Origin of the sequence: Pontibacter liquoris, from assembly GCF_022758235.1 — a bacterium.
GTDB classification, from domain to species: domain Bacteria; phylum Bacteroidota; class Bacteroidia; order Cytophagales; family Hymenobacteraceae; genus Pontibacter; species Pontibacter liquoris.
In genome coordinates, this window is the sequence record NZ_JALEBG010000003.1 from 288394 (window position 1) to 311617 (window position 23224).

General features: G+C 52.4%; 23 protein-coding genes. 14 read left to right on the top strand and 9 right to left on the bottom strand.

What is annotated here, in order from left to right; all coding sequences use genetic code 11:
* Nucleotides 1-10: 10 nt before the first annotated feature.
* Complete coding sequence (locus tag LWL52_RS18230) at nucleotides 11-1408, bottom strand: DUF5723 family protein (RefSeq protein WP_242922903.1); 1398 nt, start codon at nucleotides 1406-1408, stop codon at nucleotides 11-13.
* Nucleotides 1409-1670: 262 nt separating this feature from the next.
* Here LWL52_RS18230 and meaB point away from each other — a divergent pair, with 262 nt between their 5' ends.
* The gene (gene meaB, locus LWL52_RS18235) at nucleotides 1671-2651 is read left to right on the top strand and encodes a methylmalonyl Co-A mutase-associated GTPase MeaB (RefSeq protein ID WP_242922905.1); all 981 of its coding nucleotides are present in this window, start codon (nucleotides 1671-1673) and stop codon (nucleotides 2649-2651) included.
* A 598-nt stretch (nucleotides 2652-3249) separates the two neighbouring features.
* On the opposite strand, the gene folB is transcribed toward meaB, so the two are convergent.
* Genes folB through LWL52_RS18250 form a run of 3 tightly spaced genes read right to left on the bottom strand, consistent with a single transcriptional unit; the run spans nucleotide 3250 to nucleotide 5504 of the window.
* A complete protein-coding gene (folB, locus tag LWL52_RS18240) occupies nucleotides 3250-3606 on the bottom strand; it encodes a dihydroneopterin aldolase (RefSeq protein WP_242922914.1) in 357 nt (118 codons plus the stop codon).
* Nucleotides 3607-3612: 6 nt separating this feature from the next.
* On the bottom strand, nucleotides 3613-4578 hold the full coding sequence (locus LWL52_RS18245; protein ID WP_242922916.1) for a DivIVA domain-containing protein: 966 nt from the start codon (nucleotides 4576-4578) through the stop codon (nucleotides 3613-3615).
* Nucleotides 4575-5504: a WD40 repeat domain-containing protein gene (locus tag LWL52_RS18250; protein WP_242922918.1), complete on the bottom strand. Its 930-nt coding sequence runs from the start codon at nucleotides 5502-5504 to the stop codon at nucleotides 4575-4577. The genes LWL52_RS18245 and LWL52_RS18250 overlap by 4 nt, the downstream gene beginning before the upstream one ends.
* A gap of 102 nt (nucleotides 5505-5606) precedes the next feature.
* Here LWL52_RS18250 and LWL52_RS18255 point away from each other — a divergent pair, with 102 nt between their 5' ends.
* A complete protein-coding gene (locus LWL52_RS18255) occupies nucleotides 5607-6272 on the top strand; it encodes a 4'-phosphopantetheinyl transferase family protein (RefSeq protein ID WP_242922920.1) in 666 nt (221 codons plus the stop codon).
* Complete coding sequence (locus LWL52_RS18260) at nucleotides 6269-6859, top strand: thioredoxin family protein (protein WP_242922922.1); 591 nt, start codon at nucleotides 6269-6271, stop codon at nucleotides 6857-6859. Before LWL52_RS18255 ends, LWL52_RS18260 begins: the two co-directional genes overlap by 4 nt.
* A 361-nt stretch (nucleotides 6860-7220) precedes the next feature.
* On the opposite strand, the gene LWL52_RS18265 is transcribed toward LWL52_RS18260, so the two are convergent.
* From LWL52_RS18265 to LWL52_RS18280, 4 genes are all read right to left on the bottom strand, one after another.
* Complete coding sequence (locus LWL52_RS18265; protein WP_242922924.1) at nucleotides 7221-8066, bottom strand: transglutaminase-like domain-containing protein; 846 nt, start codon at nucleotides 8064-8066, stop codon at nucleotides 7221-7223.
* Between the two features lie 116 nt (nucleotides 8067-8182).
* Nucleotides 8183-9811: an acyl-CoA carboxylase subunit beta gene (locus tag LWL52_RS18270; RefSeq protein WP_242922926.1), complete on the bottom strand. Its 1629-nt coding sequence runs from the start codon at nucleotides 9809-9811 to the stop codon at nucleotides 8183-8185.
* Between the two features lie 199 nt (nucleotides 9812-10010).
* Nucleotides 10011-11114 carry an MlaD family protein gene (locus tag LWL52_RS18275; RefSeq protein ID WP_242922935.1) on the bottom strand — a complete coding sequence of 368 codons (1104 nt, stop codon included), beginning with the start codon at nucleotides 11112-11114 and terminating at the stop codon, nucleotides 10011-10013.
* 21 nt (nucleotides 11115-11135) lie between these two features.
* Nucleotides 11136-11918 carry an N-acetylmuramoyl-L-alanine amidase family protein gene (locus LWL52_RS18280; RefSeq protein WP_242922937.1) on the bottom strand — a complete coding sequence of 261 codons (783 nt, stop codon included), beginning with the start codon at nucleotides 11916-11918 and terminating at the stop codon, nucleotides 11136-11138.
* 84 nt (nucleotides 11919-12002) lie between these two features.
* Here LWL52_RS18280 and LWL52_RS18285 point away from each other — a divergent pair, with 84 nt between their 5' ends.
* The 9 genes from LWL52_RS18285 (at nucleotide 12003) to LWL52_RS18325 (ending at nucleotide 20774) form a co-directional block, all read left to right on the top strand.
* Nucleotides 12003-14660: a putative LPS assembly protein LptD gene (locus LWL52_RS18285; protein WP_242922939.1), complete on the top strand. Its 2658-nt coding sequence runs from the start codon at nucleotides 12003-12005 to the stop codon at nucleotides 14658-14660.
* 73 nt (nucleotides 14661-14733) lie between these two features.
* On the top strand, nucleotides 14734-15552 hold the full coding sequence (gene panB, locus LWL52_RS18290) for a 3-methyl-2-oxobutanoate hydroxymethyltransferase (protein WP_242922947.1): 819 nt from the start codon (nucleotides 14734-14736) through the stop codon (nucleotides 15550-15552).
* 119 nt (nucleotides 15553-15671) lie between these two features.
* Nucleotides 15672-16349: an RluA family pseudouridine synthase gene (locus LWL52_RS18295; RefSeq protein WP_242922949.1), complete on the top strand. Its 678-nt coding sequence runs from the start codon at nucleotides 15672-15674 to the stop codon at nucleotides 16347-16349.
* Nucleotides 16350-16506: 157 nt separating this feature from the next.
* A complete protein-coding gene (locus LWL52_RS18300) occupies nucleotides 16507-17271 on the top strand; it encodes an acyl-CoA desaturase (RefSeq protein WP_242922951.1) in 765 nt (254 codons plus the stop codon).
* A gap of 471 nt (nucleotides 17272-17742) precedes the next feature.
* Nucleotides 17743-18288: a 30S ribosomal protein S16 gene (locus LWL52_RS18305; RefSeq protein WP_242922953.1), complete on the top strand. Its 546-nt coding sequence runs from the start codon at nucleotides 17743-17745 to the stop codon at nucleotides 18286-18288.
* Nucleotides 18289-18299: 11 nt separating this feature from the next.
* Entirely contained in the window at nucleotides 18300-18872 is a 573-nt protein-coding gene (gene rimM, locus LWL52_RS18310) for a ribosome maturation factor RimM (protein WP_242922955.1), read from the top strand.
* Nucleotides 18872-19549 carry a tRNA (guanosine(37)-N1)-methyltransferase TrmD gene (trmD, locus tag LWL52_RS18315; protein ID WP_242922957.1) on the top strand — a complete coding sequence of 226 codons (678 nt, stop codon included), beginning with the start codon at nucleotides 18872-18874 and terminating at the stop codon, nucleotides 19547-19549. Before rimM ends, trmD begins: the two co-directional genes overlap by 1 nt.
* Before the next feature lie 154 nt (nucleotides 19550-19703).
* Nucleotides 19704-20057 (top strand): 50S ribosomal protein L19, encoded by a 354-nt coding sequence (gene rplS / locus LWL52_RS18320; RefSeq protein WP_242922959.1) that lies wholly within the window; start codon nucleotides 19704-19706, stop codon nucleotides 20055-20057.
* A 135-nt stretch (nucleotides 20058-20192) separates the two neighbouring features.
* Nucleotides 20193-20774, top strand: a complete 582-nt coding sequence (locus tag LWL52_RS18325; RefSeq protein WP_242922961.1) for an inorganic diphosphatase — start codon at nucleotides 20193-20195, stop codon at nucleotides 20772-20774.
* Nucleotides 20775-21135: 361 nt separating this feature from the next.
* Here the strand turns inward: LWL52_RS18325 and LWL52_RS18330 are convergent, their stop codons facing one another.
* The gene (locus LWL52_RS18330; RefSeq protein ID WP_242922962.1) at nucleotides 21136-21840 is read right to left on the bottom strand and encodes a coiled-coil domain-containing protein; all 705 of its coding nucleotides are present in this window, start codon (nucleotides 21838-21840) and stop codon (nucleotides 21136-21138) included.
* 212 nt (nucleotides 21841-22052) lie between these two features.
* On the opposite strand from LWL52_RS18330, the gene LWL52_RS18335 reads away from it, so the two are divergent.
* Together LWL52_RS18335 and folE are read left to right on the top strand one after the other, a co-directional pair.
* Nucleotides 22053-22460 (top strand): 6-pyruvoyl trahydropterin synthase family protein, encoded by a 408-nt coding sequence (locus tag LWL52_RS18335; protein ID WP_242922964.1) that lies wholly within the window; start codon nucleotides 22053-22055, stop codon nucleotides 22458-22460.
* The gene (folE, locus tag LWL52_RS18340; RefSeq protein WP_242922966.1) at nucleotides 22423-23121 is read left to right on the top strand and encodes a GTP cyclohydrolase I FolE; all 699 of its coding nucleotides are present in this window, start codon (nucleotides 22423-22425) and stop codon (nucleotides 23119-23121) included. Before LWL52_RS18335 ends, folE begins: the two co-directional genes overlap by 38 nt.
* Nucleotides 23122-23224: the final 103 nt, after the last annotated feature.

Here is a 23224-nt window from a genome sequence, read left to right on the forward strand (position 1 = left end):
AACAGGGCTGCTACAGAATGTGCGGCTTGCCTATCTTAAAGCGCAGAAAGCCCATCGCGGTGGTAATGCCCGGGTTGGATCTGGTGAAAGGTGCCGTGATATCGCGGGTGCTGATGCCAAACTCGTACACTGGTGTTACAATAGCAAAGCCAATGGGCAGGTTTACTTTATCACCGGCGCCGGAAGAAACGCCGGTACTCAGACGGATGAACGGGATCGGCATCACGTCCACTCCCAGCCCTACAAAATCCTGGGTGATGTTGCCCGGCGCATTATTCAATGGGTGCACATAATCTACGCCTACTTCTACTATCTTACCCAGCTTTACGCCCACGCCGGCACGTAGTTTAGTAGGCAGGCTGGTTGTGAGCTCGTTTACCGGTGTAAACACAATGGCACTGTCCACAATGGTTTTCATCACATCAGCAGCATCCTCAAAGCTATACTCCTGCGCCCGTTCCGGGTTGTTGGGCAGCTTAAATCCTTTGTCTTCGCCCTGCAACAGGTTTTGGGTCCAGCTCATTTTGCCCATATCCGTTACCGATACGCCTACCTTCACGATCTTCACGATCTCAGCCGATAAACCGGCATCAAAGCCATGGCCTTTGCCCACGGGGCTCAGCAAGCCATCGGGGTCTTTGTAGTTGAAGTCGGGATTGTCCAGGTAACCCTCATAATCCCAGTCCAGGATGGGCGAAGAGGCCCGGTACGCATTTACCTTGCCGCTGTGCGCACTAAACTCATAGAGCGCCAGCCCCTGCAGGTATTTATACCCGGCGCCCCCGTAAATATTTAAGAGCGGCAGGTCGATGATCTTTCTTCCATAGGCCACATTCCATTCGTTCACCCACGAGGCCTTTACTTCCGTGCCTTCAAAAAGCTGCGATACAAACACGGTCTCGTCCGGCTGGAACTGGTCGTATACTTCGGCGTCGTTTCCTAAGAAAACCAGCTCGGCAAAATTTTTATTAAATGCCACATGCGTGAGCATCCGCTGCCGGTTGCTAAAGGCAAATCCCCCGATCTTGGGCAGGTTTACCGAAATGGCGAACGTATTCAGGTCGGCACCGGCATTCAGCACGTTGTCGCTGGTAAACGCACGAGCCATGTTGCGGCGGTCTTCTAAGGTCAGGTCCTCATACCCTGAAAGCGCCGTAAACTTGCGGAACGTATCTTTGGTAAGAGCCTGTGTACTTGCCCCGATGCCACCCTCCAGTACGGTGAAGGCCACTAGCGAGGTGCTGCGGCCCAGGTTTGCCGGGTTTACGCCCAAGGCCTGGTAATCGTGCACAAAGGTGTTCATAACGCCACCGCGACCCACAGCCGAGAAGCTGCTGAATTCGGTTTGTGCCCATGCGCTTGCCTGCGCAACCAGCAAGGCGGCCGCTAACAGAAACGTCTTTTTCATAAAGCTAAAATTGTCGTAAAAGGTTGTTACCTGGCTTGTGTGCGGGTTGCCAGCGGCTATCAGGCACATCGCTCTAACCATCAGGCAATTGCTCCGCGTATATTTTAGTGCAATTTCTGTTTTTTTGATGAGACCAGCTATATTAGAGTATACTTTTATAGTAAAAATAATATACTTAAAAGTCCTGCCTTCGCCTTTATAGGTGGGATAGCGTAGAAACTTTACCTTTGCAGGCGTACCTGTTCCACTAAAAGCCCCGATTTTGGCCAAACGATTATCTCCTGAAGTTTATGTGCAAGGCATCCTGGCCGGAGACCGTGTTACGCTCAGCCGGGCCATAACGCTGGTAGAAAGCAGGCTGCCTGCCGACCAGGAACTGGCGCAACAGGTCATAAACCAGGTGCTGCCGCATGCCGGCAACGCGGTGCGCATTGGCATTACGGGCGTGCCAGGCGTAGGAAAAAGCACCTTTATTGAAGCATTTGGCAGTTACCTGATCCGGGAGCAGGGCAAAAAGCTGGCGGTGCTGGCCATTGACCCGACCAGCCAGCGCACCGGCGGCAGTATACTCGGTGATAAGACCCGCATGGAATCGCTCTCAGTTAACCCGCAGGCCTTTATTCGCCCCTCTCCGGCCGGCAAATCGCTGGGCGGCGTTACCCGCAGCACCCGCGAAACCATTATCCTTTGCGAAGCGGCCGGCTTTGATGCCATTATAGTGGAAACAGTTGGGGTGGGCCAATCCGAAACGGCCGTGCATGCCATGGTCGATTTTTTCCTGCTGCTGATGCTGGCCGGCGCCGGCGACGAACTGCAGGGCATTAAACGCGGCATCATGGAAATGGCCGATGCCATCGCCATCACCAAAGCGGACGAGCACAATGTGTTGAAAGCAAAAGCTGCCCGGGTAGAGTACCAGAATGCGCTGCACCTGTATCCGCCCACCGCCTCGGGCTGGATACCTAAAGTAAGCACCTGCTCAGCCCTGCAGCTAACAGGCCTGGACACGATTTGGCAAAACATAACGGAGTACCTGCAACTTACCCGGGCAAACGGCTACTTTGAGCAGAAGCGCCGCCACCAGAACCTGCAATGGCTGTATGAAGCGATCCGGCAGAGCCTGGAAGATAATTTTTACGCCCGCCCGCAGGTCCAGGCACAGCTGCCGGCCATGGCCCAGGCTGTAAAAGATGGGGAAAAATCGGCTTTCGCCGCTGCAACGGAATTGCTGAAGTTGGGATAAGTTTTAGGGTTTTCTATTGTGCAGGTGCTTTCGGAGTACCGGGTTCATCTGCCCTGTTCCTCCTTATTTAAAGAGGGGAGCCTGTTGTTGCTGCGGGTAAAGTATAAGCACTGTTGTTCTGGCTTCATCAGCTTGCTGACAAGATCCTTTCAGGATGACAGAATAGGAAAGAGGGCTGTTTTACCAGGGACAAGTATAAGCATCATAGTTTAGGTGAGAACATCCCCCTACCCCCTTCAAAGGGGGACTTGGTTCAAGTTGCATAGTAAAGGACAGAAGCTATCGAATAGATCCCAGTCCTTGGGTTGAGCGCCTCGAGAGTTTCCGGTGCCGCGGGAGCGGCAGCCGTTAGGCAGGAAACGAAAGCAGCGCGATGCCAAAGGACGAGCCCCCGCGGGCTTGGAGCGCTCCAAAGTATAAGATGAAACAAGGCAAGTATAAAACTGAGAATCAATCAGAGGCTAAGGAGTATAGCAAGTATACAACAGGACCGAACGGCAATTAGCAAGGATAGCCATTTGAAGTATAGCGTAGAGTATAAAACAAAAACAGCTGATCCTTTTCAGAACCAGCTGCTCAATAATCAATAAGAAATCTTTTACCTTGCTTCTTCCAGCGTAACCTTGGCCCACTTGCAGATGCCTCCGAGCGGCGGGTTATACTTATACACGCTCACCTTTACCGACTGCACAAACGGAAACCGCTCATATACTTTATCGATAATTCGGTGGCCCAGGTGCTCGAGCAGGCGGGCGGGCAGCTTCATTTCTTCCAGCACCAACGCATACAACACTTCGTAGTTTACGGTCTGGTGCAGGTCGTCGGAGGCGGCGGCATGGCGCAGGTCCGTGTCAATGTGCAGGTCGATGCCATACTTGTTGCCGATCTTCTGCTCTTCGTCGTAGTACCCATGGAAAGCAAAGAACTCCATGCCTTCCAGTGCGATCTGCCCCATCGTACCTTAGCCGATCTCGTCGAAGAAAGAACCGGAACCCTGCTTAACAGTAGCCCCATTGGCGTAGTTGCGCGAAGGCTCGGTTAAAGGCCGTTCAATTTCCGGCTTGTCCGGAGTTACAGGCTGGATGTCCGGAATGGGCTTCTCGATATCAGGCGCCGGCACGCGGCCGGGGTAATCAGGTTGCGGCTGCTCAATTTCAGGAGCTGGAATGTTCGGCACCGAAGGCTCTGCCGGGCTGGGTACTTCGGGGTGCGGCTGGCCTATGCCCGGGTCGCCGGGGGTAAAGGCGCTCGTATCCCGCAGCACCACCGGCGCATTGGCAGCCGTGGAAACGGGTAACTCGTATGGTTTGCTTTCTTGTGGTGCGCTCATATCTTTCAAGGTTTTTAACAGCTCGGGGTTCTCTACGGTTACACCCGCCGCTCTTGAAACAATACTGGCTACACCTGTTTTTGGTTTTGCCTTCGTTCTTTCGGCCTTCTCCAGGGCCTCGTTTGCCAGGTTCTTCAGGTCGCGCACCAGGGTATCGAGGTAGCCCTCCAGGCGCTGGTGATCCTGCTCCAGGGCGCGTACTTCCTGCTGCATCTCGCTCACCATTTTTTCCGACTCTTTGCGGGCATCCTCCAGCACCTGCCGGGCCTGGTTGCGGGCCTGGTTCAGCAGTTCGTTTGCCTTTAATTCCGCTTCGCGGGCCTGCAGCTCGGCCGATTTGGTGGCCTGCTCCATAATGCTGTTCCCGGTGTCTTCGGCGGTTTTCAGGGTTTTATAAAGCGACGACTCCACCTCGCGCAATTTCTGCGTTTCGCGATGCGAGGCATCCAGTTTCATGCGCAGATCCTTGTTCTCGTCCAGCAGCTTTTCCCACTGTTGCGAGAGGGTGAGCAAAAACGCATTTACCTCCTCTTTGTCTAATCCCCTGAATGCTTTCTCAAACGTTTTTTGCCTGATCTCTAATGGTGTAATCTTCATAAACTAACCTTTATAATGTCCCAAACCGAAATGGTGCGGTCGTCGCTACACGAAACTAACTGATTCTGGTGAGCCGACCAAAATAATTTATTCACAGAAGTGCCATGTCCGGCATGGCGTACTTTGTCGATCACTTTCAGCAACTTAAAGGTAGCCGCATCCCATACCTTGATGGATTTGTCCATGCTGCAGGTAGCAAAATAGCGGCCATCGGGGCTGTAACTGATGTGGTTGATGGTATACATGTGCGCGATCTGGTAGCCGCGCGCGCTATACTTTTCCGCCACGTTCCATACCCACAGGTGGGCATCGCGGCCAGCCGTGAGCAACAGCGTACTATCGGGCGAGTAGGCTACCGTGAACACCGAATTGGTATGTGCTTCCAGGGTATGCTTCACGTCCATACTTGCCGCATCAAACACGCGCACCGTGTTATCGCTGAAGCCGGCGGCCAGCTCACCGGTTACCGGGTTATAGGCCAGACTGCGGGCACTCTGGTCTGTTTTGCGCACAATGGTCTGCAACTCAAACGTCTGCCCGTCGAGCACACAGATACCGCCATTGCCCAGGGCCACATACACTTTATCCTGCTCCGAAGTATAAACGATATCAAAAATAGCCACCTTGGGCAGCGCCACCGATTTGAGAACCTGTTTGCTTGTCAGGTCCACGACCTGCAGTCCTTCCTGGTTTTGGCCTATGAGCAACAGGTTGCGCTCCGGCACATAGCAGAGCGCGTAAACCGAAGCGCTGACCCGCGCCACTAGTTCGCCATGCTCCGGGTTGTTCAAGTCCCAGGCGGCCACCATGCCGTCGCCGCCGGCCGAGTAAAATATATTTTCTGCCCCGGCCTGCGCCAGCGTATACACGCAGTCGCGGTGGCCGGTAAGGGTAGCTAGTTTCTGTACTTGTAGGTTGCTGGCCATGGCGGCATGAGGCTTGTTCTAAATTTTAGCTAAATTTACGATAATTACGGCTAATCCTGGTCCTATACTTACCTAAACCGCTGCGCTCCTGCTTTATTGCCTATGTCCCTGCTGCTTACCCGACAATTGAATCCGCACACGCTGCTGGGCATCTGGCAACTGACGGAGCCTTTGGAAGAATTACGGCAATTGCTGCCACCTCATGCCGATGCCAGCCAGTTAAGCGGGCAGGCGCACCCACGGCGGCAACGGGAATGGCTGGCGAGCCGTGCGCTGGCCTACCAACTTTTGCAGCATTTCACCTCCGAGCCCCTTACCCTGCAACGCAACGAGTTGGGCAAGCCCTACTTTGCGCAAAAGGGCCTGCATGTATCAATTACCCACTCGCCGCACCTGGCTGCCGTTATACTTTCCGATAAGTATGAGGTTGGCACAGATATTGAACTTATCAGCCCGAAAGCATTGCGGGTAGCTGATAAATTTTTGTCTGAAGCAGAGAGGCAATATACCCTGGGCGATGAGCAACAGACCTGCCTGTACTGGAGTGCCAAAGAAACTTTGTACAAATTATACAGCCGTAAAAAGCTTATTTTGAAAGACAATCTGCTGATTGGCCCTGCTGCACAGAAGAATATGTTGCATGGTTGGGTACAAACCGAAAATTTTTCTAAATTATACCAGGTTTCCTACGAAACACTCCAAAACCACGTACTGACCTATTGCATCGACAACACACCTAACATTCCACAACAAACCATACTTATATGAAACGTTTCGCCGCTTTTGCCGCCACCCTGCTTATTACGGTCAGTGCTTTTGCACAGGCAGGCGGGTACCAGTTAGGTGAGAAAGTGGCTGACTTTTCGCTGAAAGACGGCAGCAGCAAAGCAACTTCGCTCAGCGATTTTGGCTCTAACCAAACTGTGGTGCTTGTCTTTACCAACAACAACTGCCCTTACGCCAAGCTTTATGAGAAACGCCTGGTAAGCCTGGCCAACGCATATGGCAGCAAAGGCGTGCAGTTTGTGTTTATCAACCCGAGCGTGGGCAGCGGCGACGGCAGCGAAACGCTGGCCGACATGGCTGCTAAGAACTACAGCTTCCCGTACTTAGCCGATGAAGGACAGAAAGTTAGCGGGCAGTTTGGCGCCACCAAAACCCCGGAAGCCTTTGTGCTGCAAAACAGTGATGGTGGCTTTGTACTAAAGTATAAAGGTGCCATAGACGATAATCCACAGCTGGAAAGCGGCGTGAAGGAATTTTACCTCAAACGGGTACTTGACGAGGTGCTGGCTAACAAAACCGTCACCACACTGGGTAAACGCCCGACAGGCTGCCTGATCAAGAAATACTAAGTATAACAAGTATAAACAGCAAAGCCGCCCCGGCAACCGGGGCGGCTTTGCTGTTTATACTTGTTTTGGCTGCAATTGCTTTTTCTTTTTGAACGCTCTCCTGGCGCAAGCGTCCGCTTGTGACTGGCTATCGTTTAAACCTCTGCCCTCGTCGAATTATGAATCTGACAATATACTTAGGACACGGGTTACAAAACCGCGGCAACAAATGAGTTTTCGCAGGTGTAAACACCCCTGTAGTCCCCTCAAGGGGACAGTTTCGCACAGCACCTTATCCCTTTCTAAGTATAAGTGCCAGGACTAACTTATCAGCACAAGCGGACGCTTGCGCCAGGAAGTGCCAAAGCTTGTATTATACTTCCTATACTCCCGGTTCGTCGGTGATGGCGGCCAGCAGTTTGGTTACCTCGGTGGCTTTGTCCAGGTCATCCATTTTCTCGAAGGCAAAAGCCAGGTTGCGCAAGGCCCGCTTGATGATATCCAGGTTAGAGCAGGGCTCGTAAAAAATATCGATCGGGTTGAGGTTGAGCTGCAGAATATAGTTGTCGATGTCGGCTTTGGAGAGGATGAGGCCTTTGTTGTACACGTTGATGTAAAACTGGATGCCATCCAGCTTATAGGTAAGTATAAACAGGTTGGGCAGGTTTACGCCGTATACGGGCATGTCCAGGCGCTTGGCAATGATCATGTAGATCACGCAAAGCGTGAGCGGGTTGCCGCGCTTGGTTTCCAGCACCAGGTGCAGCATGGAGTTGGCCGGCGAGTGGAAATTCTTGGTGTTGGCCGAGAAACGCTTTTCCCGGAACAGCACGTTGTTCAGCGACTTTACCTGGTCGTAGGGATGCATTTCGGATTTCATGTGTGTCCAGGCATCAAAGTATAACTGGTCTACGGCCTGCGTTATGGCGCTATACTCCACGTCAGGGTACAGGTAGGAGTTTACCAGCCACATGCCTTTGAGCAAATCCTGGCCGCCTTCCTGCTGCCACTCCTGCAGGCGGCGCGTCAGCCCGTCGAACTGCAGGTTATGAATCAGGTCCTCGATCTTTTTCTGAAGGTCTGGATTCAGGGTTTCCTCCCACTCCTCTTCCAGAAAAGGAATAATGCCTTCTCCGAGCGATACTATCTTCTGCTCCACATGCGACGCTACCTCGTAATCCCCATCATCCAGCAAAGAGATGAGCGCCTTTATTTCTGTCTTGTTCACGCTTTATTTAATTAGAAATTCAAAATTAGAAATTAGAAAGCAGGGTTTCTTACAAGTCTGTTCTTAATTATACCCGCATTTCTAATTTCTAATTCATAATTTTTAATTTAACCTTCTCACGTCTGGATCACGCCCACATTGTATGGTTTTTCGATGGGCGCATGGTTGGCGGCCTCAATGCCCATCGAGATCACCTTGCGGGTTTCCAGCGGGTCAATAATACCGTCTACCCAAAGGCGGGCCGCCGCATAGTAGGGCGAGAGCTCCTCGTTATACTTGTCCGTAATGCGGCTGAGGAGCTCCTGTTCGGCTTCGGGTGTAATTTCCTCGCCTTTGGCCTTGAGCGCCGAAACCTGGATCTGCAGCAGGGTGTTGGCCGCCGCAGCGCCGCTCATCACGGCCAGCTGCGCGGTAGGCCAGGCATAGATCAGCCGCGGGTCGTAGGCTTTGCCACACATGGCATAGTTGCCGGCGCCATAGCTGTTGCCGATCAGGATGGTAAATTTTGGTACCACCGAGTTGGCCATGGCACTGACCATTTTGGCTCCATCTTTAATAATGCCGCCATGCTCGGACTTGCTGCCTACCATAAAACCGGACACATCCTGCAGAAACACAAGTGGAATCTTTTTCTGGTTGCAATTCATGATAAAGCGCGCCGCTTTGTCGGCCGAGTCGGAATAGATCACGCCGCCCATCTGCATCTCGCCTTTCTTGCTCTTCACGATCTTGCGCTGGTTGGCCACAATGCCCACCGACCAGCCATCGATACGGGCCAGGCCGCAGATCAGCGTCTGCCCGTAAAGCTCTTTGTAAAGTTCAAACTCCGAGTTGTCCACCAAGCGCAGGATAATGTCCATCATGTCGTATGGTTTTACGCGGTCGGCAGGCAGCAGGCCGTAAATTTCCCGTTCGTCTTTGGCAGGTGCCACGGGCTGCGCGCGGTTAAAACCGGCTTTGGGGTTGTCGCCCATCTTATCAAAGATGTTGCGGATATGGTCCAGTGCCTCCTGGTCGTTTTTGCACTTATAGTCGGTTACGCCCGAAATCTCGGAGTGCGTGGTGGCACCGCCTAAGGTCTCGTTGTCTATACTTTCGCCGATGGCGGATTTCACCAGGTACGAACCCGCCAGGAACACCGAGCCGGTGCCTTCCACAATCAGCGCCTCGTCGCTCATAATGGGCAGGTAAGCGCCGCCGGCCACACAGCTGCCCATGATGGCGGCAATCTGCACAATGCCCATGGCGCTCATTACAGCGTTGTTGCGGAACATCCGGCCAAAGTGCTCTTTGTCGGGGAAAATTTCGTTCTGCATCGGCAGAAACACGCCCGCACTGTCGACCAGGTATACAATGGGCAGTTTGTTTTCTATCGCGATCTCCTGGGCACGCAGGTTCTTCTTGGCCGTGATCGGGAACCAAGCACCGGCTTTTACCGTGGCATCGTTGGCTACTACCACGCACTGGCGCCCTTTTATGTAGCCAATGCCTGTTACCACACCGCCGCCAGGGCAGCCGCCCACATCCTGGTACATGCCTTCGCCCGCAAAGGCGGCAATCTCCAGAAATTCGGCTCCTTCGTCGAGCAGGTAGGCAATGCGCTCGCGGGCGGTCAGCTTGCCTTTGTCGTGTTCTTTTCGGATGCGCTTCTCGCCGCCACCTAGGTATACTTTGTTCAGTTTGTTCTTCAGCTGAAAGGTCAGCTGCTTCAGGGCGTCTTCGTTTTTATTGAATTCGATATCCATGCGGGTATAGTAAATAAAAGGGACACAAGTATCAGGATAGTAGATACCAGATTTTTTATATTGATTTATACTTCATCATGAACAGGATAAAACGGGTCATATCTTTATCCGCTTCCTTCGAAGTAGGGTACTGCGGTACAATGAAAAATCCGCCCTGTAAAGCAGCGGATCTCACAACGGCATATGTTTACATTCCGGCTTATTTTTGTGACTTTACCGAATCAGTTCGGGTAGTAGCGGGCGCAGCCTGCAACGGCTTCACAGCAGTGCCGACCGGCACATATACGGTGTCGGGTGCAGGGCTGTTAAACTCGGTGGGATGTTCTTCCTGCAGCTCCTTCACCTCGTCCAGGGTAATCACACGACCCGTCGGATCTATTTTATACTTGTCTTTGCGGCCCAGTAGCGAGAAGTGCACATAGCGTTTGGGGTATGCCTGAATGTCGCGCAGCAGCAGGTTTAAGGCTTCTGTGGACTTGTTCATGTTGTTATAAAGCTCGCGGTCGTTCATCAGCTTGCCAATAGAACCCTGGTCGGAGTTAAGCTTGGCCACGGTGGTCTGCATCTCCGCCACAGCCAGGTTGGCATTCTTCACCAGCTTGGTTACTTCAGCCTGCTTCAGCGTATCGGTGATCTCGGCCATGTTCAGGGCAATCCGGTCGATGTAACGCTGGGTTTGTTTCAGCGAAGAAGTTAAATCGTTGAGGTTGGAGGCAATGGCGCTGATATTTTGCTGGTTAGCCCGCAGAATGGCGTTTACGGCATCGGTGGTTTCTTTGGTATTGGCCAGAATGGCCTGCACATTCCCCTTGGCTTCGCTTTCGAGCAGCCGGTTTACGCGCGCCAGCGTGGTGTCTACCTTGTCGATGATGGGCACCGTTTTGGTGGTGATCATATCGGTGATGCTACTTTGCTTAAAAGCGATCAGCTCTTCCCCGCCGTTATATTTTTTGGTGCTGTTGCCAAGGTGTAACGTAACGGCTTTGCCTCCCAGCAGGTCGGAACTCGACAGCGCGGCAATGGTGGAGTCACCCACCTGCAGGTCTTTCAATATCTCGATATCTACCCTGATCTTGTTGCCGGCATCCGTTAGCAGCGTCATATTCTGCACAGACCCAACCTGGATGCCATTCAGGATAACAGGATTGGAAACGGTGAGGCCATCAACGTTATCATACACAACGTAGTAGCGCCTTTGATTAGAGAACAGATCGGACCCTTTCAGAAACATGAAACCAAAGTACAGGAGTACGAGGGATACAATACCGAGCAGGGCAACTTTAATTTCTTTGGATATCTTCACGTAAGGGTTTGGCTTGGTGGATTAGTTCATGGCCTCCAGCTCCTGTTTATAAGCTTTGAAAGCACGATATATACCTGATGCCATATACGATTGCCCGGACTTATCGTTAAGATATTTTTCTTCTGCGGCGTTGGTCAGGAACCCGCACTCAATCAGCACGCTAGGCATGTAAGATTTCCAGAGCACCAGAAATGGTGCCTGCTTCACGCCACGGCTGCTGCGGCCTACCTTGTGTTTAAACTCCTGCTCCACTTTTTCGGCAAAACGCAGGCTGTTGTCTATGTAAGCGCTTTGCTGCAGGGCAAACAGGATGTGGCTCTGCGGCGAGTGAGGATCAAAGCCGTTATACTTGTCTTTGTAGTTGTCTTCCTGCAGAATTACGGCGTTTTCGCGCTTGGCTACCAGCAGGTTGCCCTCCGATTTCTGCAGACCCATGGTATAGGTTTCAGTGCCAAAAGCAGTAGAAGGGCCCGAATTGAGGTGAATGGAGATAAAAAGGTCTGCGTTGTTTTTGTTGGCGATGCCGGCCCGGTCCACCAGTTCCACAAACGTATCATCGTCGCGGGTATAGATCACTTTCACGTCGGGCAGGTTGCGCTCGATCAGGCTGCCTACCTGCAAGGCCAGTTTGAGGGCCACATCGGCCTCGTGCGAGAATTTGCCATTGCAGCCCACATCTTTGCCGCCATGGCCGGCATCGATCACTACCGTGCGCAGCGTATATTCTTTTCGGAAAGTTAATTTACTTGAGGTACACAGCAAAAAGACTACAGCCAGGAACGAAACAGCAACAATATTTCTCACAACGCTCGTTAGTTAAAAGTTAAACAATAACTTTGTACAAATTAAATAAAACTTTAGGGAAGTCTGAAGAAGTTGCGCCACATTTTGATTTTTTTACTGCTCCTGCAGTTCAGCCTGCTTTCTGCGCTTACTGTAAAAGCGCAGACCGTGCCACGTACGCCGGTTCCGCAGCAGGATACCCTAACGACAGGGCAAGATTCACTCACACTTTCAAAGCCAAAAGGCGACATTGAGACCACCATCAAATACTCTGCCAGGGATTCTATCCAGTTTGAAGTAGGGCGCAAGGTGGTGCACCTCTTTGGCGATGCCAAGATCAACTACGGCACCATGTCTCTGGAAGCTGCCTACATCGAGATCAACTACGACACCAATACCCTGACCGCTACCACCGGGGCCGACTCTACCGGAAAGCAGGTCGGTGTGCCGGTGTTTGTAAACGGTAGCGAAACGTATGCCGCCAAGCGCATTGCCTATAACTACAAATCAAAGAAAGGGCGCATCTCCGATGTGGTTACGCAGCAGGGCGAAGGCTATATACACGCTGAGGTTGTCAAGAAAAACGAGCTCGACCAGATCTACGGCCTGCATGCCCGCTATACGACCTGTAACCTGGAGCACCCCCACTTTTACATCAATGCCACGCGCATTAAAGCAATCCCCAACGATAAGGTGATGTCGGGGCCGTTTAACCTGGTGATCAGCGGCATTCCGACGCCGCTGGGCTTTTTGTTCGGCCTGTTCCCCACTCCCCGGGCGGGGCGCTCTTCGGGTGTTATTGTGCCCAGCTTCGGCGAGTCGGGTCTGCGGGGTTTTTATTTGCAGGATGGCGGCTATTACTTTGCCTGGAACGACTACGTGGGCACCAGCCTGACGGGCAGCATTTACTCGCTGGGCAGCTACGATGTAAGTATGGCTACCACGTACAACAACCGCTACAAGTATCGCGGCAATGTCAATTTCCAGTATTCATACTTTAAAACTGACGAGGCCGATGTCGCTCAGTCGCGCTCTACAGACGATCTTTCCCGGTATGTGCCCGAACATGACCGTTCCTTTGGCATCCAATGGTCGCACTCGCCGGTGCCTAAGCCCGGGCAGGGCCGGTTTTCGGCCAGTGTAAACGCCCGCAGCAGCATGGAAAAAAGCGCGCGCTACAACAGTGCCGCCAACTACCTGGCCGCCACGCTCAACTCCACCATCTCGTATCAGAAAAATATCCAGAACTCGCCTTTCAGCTACGGCATCACCCTAAGCCAGGGGCAGAATACCTCGGGCACGATGAATTTTGTGTTGCCAGACATTAACCTGAGCATGACGCAGACAAGTATCTCAGAGCTGCTCACCAACAAGCCGCCGGTAGGCAAGTGGTACGAAAAATTTCAGCTCGGCTATGGCGTGCGGTTCCAGAATTCGATCGACAACATTATTGGCGCCCGCCAGATATCGGGCATTGACGCCATTGGCGAAACGACCAATACCGATACCATTGCCGTTAACCTCAACAACCTGGGCCAACTCTGGAAGAACGGGCGCCGCAGTGCCGTGCACAACTTCTCGTTCAGTTTGGGCAACTATAAAGTACTACGCTTCCTGAACTTTACGCCAAGTATGAGTTACCAGGAAACCTGGCTCGACCAGAAGTATACCTACAGCTTTGACCCCGACTCGCAGAAAGTGCGCATCGATACGGCCCGCTTCGGCAGGGTGTATAACTACAGCGCCGGCGCTTCGCTTACCACCCAGGTATATGGCACCTATGTTTTAAATGGAAAGCGGATTCAGGCCATCCGCCACAAGATCACGCCAAGTATAGGCTACTCGTACCGCCCGGATTTTGGTGCGCAGAGCTTTGGCTTTTACCAGAACTTCCAGACCGGCGTGGATACCACTACCAACCTGCCTATCTATAATACCCTGGGCCGCTACTCCACGGCTTTGCCGGGCCGGGGGCTGCAAAGCAACCTGAACTTCTCGATCCAGCAGAACCTGGAAATGAAGGTGAAGGCCCGGGGCGACTCCGCTGCCGGCAAGTTTGAAAAGGTCAGCCTGATCGATAACCTGGGCATCAGCGGGAGTTACAACATGGCAGCCGATGCCTTCCGGCTCAGCAATATCAACGCCAACATGAACACCACGCTGTTCAAAACCTTTAACGTGCGGGCCAGCGCTACTTTTGACCCTTACAAGCGCGACAGCCTGAACCGCCGCATAGACGAGTACGCCTTCGATCTCTCCAAACTTAAGCTGGCCACGCTGACCAATGCCCAGTTTGGCGTGAGCGCGAACCTGAACCCCAACGACCGCAGCAGCAGAACCCGCACAGCGCCTACCAACCTGCCGGTGCTGCAGCCCGACATTGACCCGCTGGTGCCGGAGTACATAGACTTTAAAATTCCGTGGACGCTCAGCGTGGACTATACTATTAACTACAGCAAAGGATTAGGGGCCAATGCACGCGGCCAGGCCAACCCGAATAATGTTACGCAAACCCTGGGCCTGAACGGCTCCCTGAGTTTGTCGGAGAAGTGGAAGATCAGCTATACCACCGGGTATGACTTTACCAACCAGATGATCTCGTTTACCAACGTCAACATCAACCGCGACCTGCACTGCTGGGAGATGAGCATCGGCTGGACACCGTTTGGCTTCCAGCGGGGTTATAACTTCACCATCAACGCCCGGTCGGCCTTACTCCGCGACCTGCGCCTGACCAAAAACAGATCCGGTTGGAACCGGTAAACAAGAGCAGCCACAAATTGTGGCTGTTTTTGTTTTTAGATTTCATAGCTTTACAACTTAAAACAGGAAAGCTATGTCTGTTCATAAGTCTGACGTAAAAATCATTACCACGCACCAGCTGCAGAACATGAAGGAACGCGGCGAGAAGATCTCGATGCTCACCGCCTACGATTTCTCGATGGCTGCCATCTTGGATGCCGCCGATGTGGACGTGCTGCTGGTAGGAGACTCTGCCTCCAACGTAATGGCCGGCCACGAAACCACGCTGCCCATCACCCTGGACCAGATGATCTATCATGCCTCCTCGGTTGTTCGTGCTGTGAAGCGCGCTTTTGTGGTGGTGGATATGCCGTTTGGTTCTTACCAGGGCAACTCCTCCGAAGCGCTCCGCTCGGCCATCCGCATCATGAAAGAGTCGGGTGCCCATGGGGTAAAGCTGGAAGGTGGCGCCGAGATCAAAGAATCCGTAACGCGCATCTTAAGCGCCGGCGTGCCTGTAATGGGGCACCTGGGGCTTACTCCGCAGTCCATTTATAAATTCGGCACCTACACGGTACGTGCCAAGGAAGAAGCCGAAGCACAGAAGCTGCTGGAAGATGCCCGTTTGCTGCAGGAACTGGGCTGCTTTGCCATTGTACTGGAGAAGATCCCGGCTTCGCTGGCCAAACGCGTGGCCGAGTCGCTGGAGATCCCGATCATTGGTATTGGCGCTGGTCCGCACGTGGATGGCCAGGTACTGGTGGTGCACGACATGCTGGGCATCAACAAAGAGTTTAAGCCCCGCTTCCTGCGCCGCTACGCCGACCTGCACACCATCATGACAGACGCGGTACATAACTATGTAAAGGACGTCAAGAACCGCGATTTCCCCAACGAGAAAGAAGCCTACTAAAGGAGTTCTGAGTTCCGGGTCATGAGTTCCGAATGAAGTATATGCGGGAATAAAACTCATCCTCGTATAGCACACTTTAACTCGGAACCCGGGACTCGGAACTCGTAACTCATAATGCCATGTTAAACGTTCTTTTTGAGGATAACCATGTGCTGGTGGTCAATAAGCCGGCTGGCCTGCTGGTGCACGGCGACGAGACCGGCGACACCACACTGGCGGACCTGGCACGGGAGTATATCCGCCACAAGTATAACAAGCCCGGCAATGTGTTTGTCGGCGTGGTGCACCGCCTCGACAGGCCAGTGAGCGGGGTGGTACTGCTGGCCAAAACGTCCAAAGCCCTTGCCCGCCTCAATGAGTTATTCCGGAATAAGAAGACGCAGAAAACATACTGGGCCATTGTGCAGCAAAGGCCGCAGCCGGAACAGGGCACGCTGGTGCACTGGCTGGTAAAAGATGCCGCCCGAAACGTAACCAAGGCCTACGCCAAAGAAAACCCGCAGGGCCAGCGCTCCGAATTGCATTACCAACTTATCAGCACGCAACAGGATAAATACCTGCTGGAAGTAAACCCAATCACCGGGCGGCCGCACCAGATCCGGGTGCAACTGGCCTCGTTGCGCTGCCCCATACTAGGCGACCTGAAGTATGGCGCCCCTGCGCCCCTGCCCGACAAAAGCATTGCCCTGCATGCCCGCCGCCTGCAGTTTGAGCACCCCACCCTTAAAACAACTGTTACGGTAAGCGCCCCGCTGCCAACTATTGCCGCCTGGGCTCCCTTCCGGCAGCTGCAGTAAAGGCTGGCGGAAAATGATTTTCCTCACTTTTCTGAACTTTTATAAGGCGTCATCTATTTAAATAAAATCCGTGTTGTAAATTTGTAGTGTAAGCAGCACGGTTATAGCGTTTAACCCGCTGCCGGCAAACCCAAACATCATCTTTTAAGCAATATTAATGGCAATTCTTATCTTCTTTGTGGCGCACTGGTATCTGTCGCTGTTTGTTCAGACATTTTTCCTGCACCGCTATGCTGCCCACAAAATGTTCACAATGAACGCTTTCTGGGAAAAGGCATTTTACCTGCTCACCTACATCGCGCAGGGTTCTTCGTTCCTGTCGCCGCGGGCGTATGCTATTTTGCACCGCATGCACCATGCTTTCTCCGACACGGAGCGCGACCCGCACTCGCCGCATTTCTCGAACAATGCCTTCACGATGATGTGGAAAACGAAGGAGATCTACAACAACGTGCTTAACCACCGCGTGGAGCCGGAGCGTCGTTTTGAGGGTAACTACCCGCTGTGGCCAGCCCTTGAGAAAGTAGGCGATTCATACTTGTCCCGCATTGGCTGGGGCGTGGCCTACGTGCTGTTTTACATTGCCTTTGCTACCCAGTGGTGGATGTTCCTGTTGCTGCCATTGCACTTCCTGATGGGCCCGGTACACGGCGCGATCGTGAACTGGAGCGGCCACAAGTATGGCTACCAGAACTTTGACAACAACGATAAATCCCGCAACTCGCTCTTCTTTGACTTTCTGACCGGTGGCGAGCTGTTCCAGAACAACCACCACAAACTGCCTAACCGTGTGAACTTCGGGGTGAAATGGTGGGAAGTAGACCCGACCTGGCCGGTGATCTGGACATTGGACAAACTGAGCATCATAAAGCTGAAAGAACCAAAGCCTGCCGCCAAAAATAAAATGAAGATGGCAGCCTGAGTTTAGGCAAGTATAAGTATAAAAGCCCTCCCGCAACGGAGGGCTTTTTGTTTATACCTGATATGAGGCAGATTTTCTTTCGTCCCTTTTAAAGGGGAGGAATTTTAAGGTTGAAATAGATCAGTTCAAAAGTACTGTGGTGCTGTTAAGAATCTTGGCAGATGAGAAGAGATGAAGCCTACCCTACTTGCAACCAAGATCCTTTCAGGATGACAAAAAAGCAGCACTTACCTATCCTGCTACAAAAGGAGGGCGAACTGCCTTGCGTTTTCTGATCCCTATACAATTTGGTTATGGCTGGTATACTCAGCAAAAACTGAAATAACAGCTGCATTATCCTTAGCCAGCTGAGCGCCTGCCTGGTAGGACGTTAAAAGAATCCAGAAACTTTGTATCAACCCAAATAAAATCATTACCTTTGCGGTTCAAAAAATGGCGGACGGGATCCGCCGACTTAATAATTTATAAAAAATGGCAGTAAAAATCAGACTGGCCCGCAGAGGCCGTAAGAAAGCAGCGATCTATGACATCGTAGTAGCTGACGCTCGATCACCACGTGATGGTAAGTTCATCGAGAAACTGGGCACTTACAACCCTAACACCAACCCTGCTTCTATCAACTTTGATGAGAACAAGGCGTTTCAGTGGGTAATGAACGGCGCACAGCCAACAGACACTGTGAAAGCGATGCTTTCGTACACAGGCGTACTCTACAAGAAACACCTGCAGATCGGTGTGGCAAAAGGTGCTATCTCTCAGGAGACTGCTGACGCTCGTTTCACCGAGTGGAAAGACGCAAAAACAGCTAAGATCGAAGGCAAGCGCCAGGATCTGGGTACTGCGAAAGATGCTGCCCGTAAAGCTGCCCTTGAAGCTGAAACCAAGAAGAAAGAAGCCCGTGCCGAGGCCATCCGTCAGCGTGAAGCTGAGAAGGCTGCTGCCAATGCACCTGCTGCTACTGAAGAAGCCCCGGAAGCTCCTGCTGCCGAAGGCGAAACTACTGAGGAACAAGCCTAATTTTTGGTGCCATGAACCAGGATGCCTGCTTTTTGCTAGGACATATTGTGAAGACCCATGGCACAAAAGGGCAGGTAGTGGCGTTTTTTGACGTGGACTACCCCGAGGATTATGATGATCTGGAATCAGTCTTCCTGGAACAACAGGGAAGGCTGATTCCTTTTTTTATTGAAACTATGGAGCCGCAGCCCAAAGGCCGTTACATCATCCGCTTTGAGGATATCACCACGATGGAACAGGCCGAAAAACTGCGCGGCACCGCCCTATACCTGCCGCTCGACGAGCTGCCGGAACTGGACGAGGACCAGTTTTACTTCCATGAGGTGATCGGCTACACCGTAGTAGACGAGCACCATGGCCGCCTGGGCACGGTGAAAGAATTTTACGACCTGCCCCAGCAGCAGCTCATGGCCATGAATTACCTGGGTCAGGAAATGCTGATACCGGTGATGGGTGAAATTCTGCTGCGTGCCGACCACGAGGCCAAAGAGCTGCATGTAAAACTGCCCGAAGGCTTACTGGAAGTTTACACCGAACCAGCCAGTCCGGACGACGAAGACGACGCCACGGAGGAGGACCAATAATGCGCTTTGATATTATCAGCTGCCAACCGGAGCTGCTGGAGAGCCCTTTCAATCATTCGATCCTGAAGCGGGCACAACAGAAGAACCTGGTGGAAGTGCACGTACATGACTTGCGCAAGTATGCGATCAACAAGTATGGCCAGATCGATGACTATGCGTTTGGCGGCGGTGCGGGCATGGTGATGATGATCGAGCCCATCGATAAGTGTATCTCCGAGCTGAAAGCAGTGCGCGACTACGATGCCGTGATCTACATGACACCCGATGGCCGCACGCTCACGCAACCCATGGCAAACCAGCTTTCGCTGCTGGAGAATGTGATCATCCTTTGCGGCCATTACAAGGGCGTGGATGAGCGCGTACGGCAGCAGTTTGTGACCCACGAGATCAGCATTGGCGATTATGTATTGTCTGGTGGTGAGCTTGGCGCAGCCGTGCTGGCCGATGCCATTATCCGGCTTATTCCGGGCGTGCTGAATGACGAGTCTTCGGCCCTGACCGATTCGTTCCAGGACGGATTGCTGGCACCGCCGGTATACACCCGCCCTGCCGATTACAAAGGTCTTCAGGTGCCAGAGATTCTGCTTTCGGGCGACGGGCCCAAAATAGACGCCTGGCGCTTTGAGCAGGCTGTGGCCCGTACCCGCCAACGGCGCCCTGATTTGCTGGAGGAGTAAACAGTTTTATAGTATAAGCCCTGCCGCTGCCCTACGCGGGAACAGGCCCGGGCAAAATGTATATTTTTTTTCTGCAAATGTTCTTATGTAATAAATAATTACATATCTTTGCAGTCCGAATTTTGAAGAAGGTATTTTTAAGAACATAGCCATCATGAGCGAACTAATTAAATTTATAGAGCAGGAATCTACAGACAAGCGTGCCTCTTTCCCTACGTTCCAGGCCGGTGATACGATCAACGTTCACGTTAAAATCCGCGAAGGAAACAAAGAGCGTGTACAGCAGTTCCAGGGCGTTGTTATACAGCGTAAAAACGTAAACACCAACGGTGAGACGTTCACTGTAAGAAAAGTATCCAATCAAATCGGACTTGAGCGTATCTTCCCGCTTCTTTCTCCCTCTATCGAGAAGATTGAGCTGGTAAGAAAAGGTAAAGTAAGAAGAGCAAGACTCTACTACCTGAGAGGCCTGCAGGGCAAAGCTGCTCGTATCAAGGAAAGAAGATAAGAATACCTGTTTTCATATTAGCGTAAAAGAGGAACTGCTTCGGCAGCTCCTCTTTTTTTATGCCCCTGCCTTACAGTGGGCTTATACTTTCACGGGGCGATTCTGCTGGTTATATTTGCACAAGGAGAACGAACCATGAAGCACCTGACGCTACTGCTGCTACCCCTGCTTGCCCTGCTGGCGGCCTGCAAAACCGATTACGCCAATCTGCCCACCTACTCAGCTACACGCCAGCTGCAGGCCGTGATCGAAGTACCTGCCGGCAGCAGCCACCGCCTGGTATACGCACCCGAAACAAACGAATTTATACCGGACAAAGCCGCCGGAAAAGACCGCATTACAGCGTTTCTGCCCTATCCGGCCAACCTGGGATTTATACCTTCCACCGAAACGAACAGCACCGGCAAGGGCCTCGAGATCCTGGTGATAGCCGAAAGCCGCCCGCCCGGCACCGTCATGGACGTGGTGCCCCTGGGCGTGTTGCAGCTCGAGACGGCAGGCGAGCTGGAGCACATTATTGTAGCCACGCCGGCACGCCCCAGCGAGCAGCTTATTACCGCCACCGATTACGCCAGCTTCAGCACACACTACCCGGCCGCAAAGGTCATCCTGCAAACGTGGTTTGCCCACCATAACCCCACCGCGCGTACCCGCTTTGTAGGTTGGCGCGATGATAAATTTGCCGACCAGGAAATACAACGCTGGATGAAACTGTAAGTAGTTTCGGTTTAAGATCTACGGCCTTGCCTAACCCTGGCGCGGGTTAACCTGTGCCATTTTATAAATGTTCAGTCTCTGACTGCACGCGCCTGCAAGGCGCAATGCGCTATGCAGCAAAAGCCCTGGCTATACTTCCTGCTACAGTTTATACTTCATCTTCCGGTATACGCGAGTTTGGAGACTCGCCTTTATTCGTTGGCACGGGTTAATACCCGCGCCAGTAATAGGCAGTTATACTTGGTGTGACAGGAGCACATCACAACCACTACAGCTATTAGGTAAGCTGTATAACGCAGCAGGCCCGGCTATACCAATGTATAACCGGGCCTGCTGCGTTTGATTTTATACTTGCAACCAGCTACTTGGCCTGCTGCAACTTGGCGCGCACCGCTTCAACAGACTTTTCCATCTCCATCACCTGCTGGCGGCTTACCTCCTGCTTTTTCTGGTTTGTAAGCACATTTTGCTCCAGTTGCTTTAGCTCCCCGGCATTGCGTACCAGCTCGGCCTCCAGTTCCTGCCGGCGCTTTTTGTTCTTTTCTATACTTAGCTGGATGTCGTTTGCCTCTTTTACCACATGGTCCTGTTCGGCTTTGGTGGCACGCAGCACCTCTTCGGCGGCGTTTATCTGGCGCAGCACATCGTCGCGGTACAGCTTGCGGCCAAAGCCCCGTAAAAAGTTCTCGGCAGCAGCATACTCCTTTGGCGTTGCGCTTTTATCCACATAGGCCACGCCCATGTCCAGCGACCACCACACGTAGCTGCCCTGCGCATCGCTGCCTACCGTAGACAGCACCCGCAGCGGCGTAGTGGTGATCGTGTCGATCATCGCATTCTCGACCATATAAACGCCTTTGGCATACTTTGTCTTGCCTGCTTTCTGGCTCAGGTAGTCTTTCCACGACTTTTCCACCACTTTGGGGTCCAGCTGCACGGACAACTGCTGGCCACGGCGCAGCACGCCGTTTACCGACTGCTCCTTTTCACTTATCTGTACTGACTGTGCCTGGCATAAAGCGCTTATACTCAAAAGCAAACCAAGCAAAAAACCTTTTGCATTCATGTAAAATTCCCGTACTGTTTTCAGATTGATTATGGTGTACGAAAATAGAGAATCGGTTTGAGAAACCGCACAGCAAGGCGGATTATTTTGCCAGAAATTGATTTGAGTTACCGTTCAGCTACACTAACTTTGTAAACTTATGGCCGTTGCAGTGGGAGAACGCTTTGCAGCAACCGAAACATTCGTCACCTACTACTTGTTGGACAAGCAATATGAGGATAACCGTTTGCCGGAAAGAGCACTTTAATGCCGCCCACCGCCTGCACAATGCCGCCTGGAGCGATGCGCAGAATGCGGCCGTATTCGGCTTGTGCAACAACCCTAATTACCATGGCCACAATTACGAGCTGATTGTAAAGCTTACAGGCCCGGTAGACCCCGAAACGGGCTACGTATATGACCTGAAAAAACTGAGCGACCTGATAAAGGAGCAGGTGCTGGACCGCTTCGACCATAAGAACCTGAACCTGGATACCGAAGAGTTCAGACAACTGAATCCGACTGCCGAAAATATTGCGGCAGTCATTTGGCAGAAGCTACGCAACGTTATCAGCGAAGCGTATGATTTAGCCGTAACACTTTATGAAACAGAACGAAACTTTGTGGAATATAATGGATAACCCCCACACAGAGAATGAAGAGGATGCAATGGAAGACCATGTAATGCGCTCCCTGGAGACGCCTTTACGCCCGGACGCCTTTGTGATGCCTGACAGCGAGAAGATTGCCACCATTGCCGCGCATTTCCACGAAATTATGCATACGCTGGGCCTGGACCTGACCGACGACAGCCTGAAGGGAACGCCGCAGCGGGTAGCCAAAATGTATGTGACGGAAATCTTTAAGGGCCTGGACCCGAAGAATAAACCGGTGGTGCGCCGATTCGAGAACAAGTACCAGTATAACAGGATGCTGGTAGAGCGCGACATAACCGTATACTCCTCCTGCGAGCATCACTTTGTGCCCATTATCGGCAAAGCGCACGTGGCGTATATTCCAAACGGGCATGTAATCGGCCTGTCTAAGCTGAACCGGATTGTGCATTATTATGCCCGGCGCCCACAGGTGCAGGAGCGCATGACCATGCAGATCGCCAACGAGTTGAAAGAAGCCCTGCAGACAGAGAATGTAGCCGTGCTGATCGAGGCCGATCACCTGTGCGTGATGAGCCGGGGCGTGAACGATGTAAGCAGCAGCACCATCACCGCTGAGTATGGGGGCTTGTTTCAGGAAGAGCAGTACCGCAGCGAGTTTTTGGGCCATCTGAACCGGAGCAAATAACCACTGCAGCCCATTTTAAGCGTACATAGAGCAGGTTGGGAAACTACAGGCAACGGAATACTACCTTATCCTCGTATAGAAACAATTCTATTGTTTAATGCTA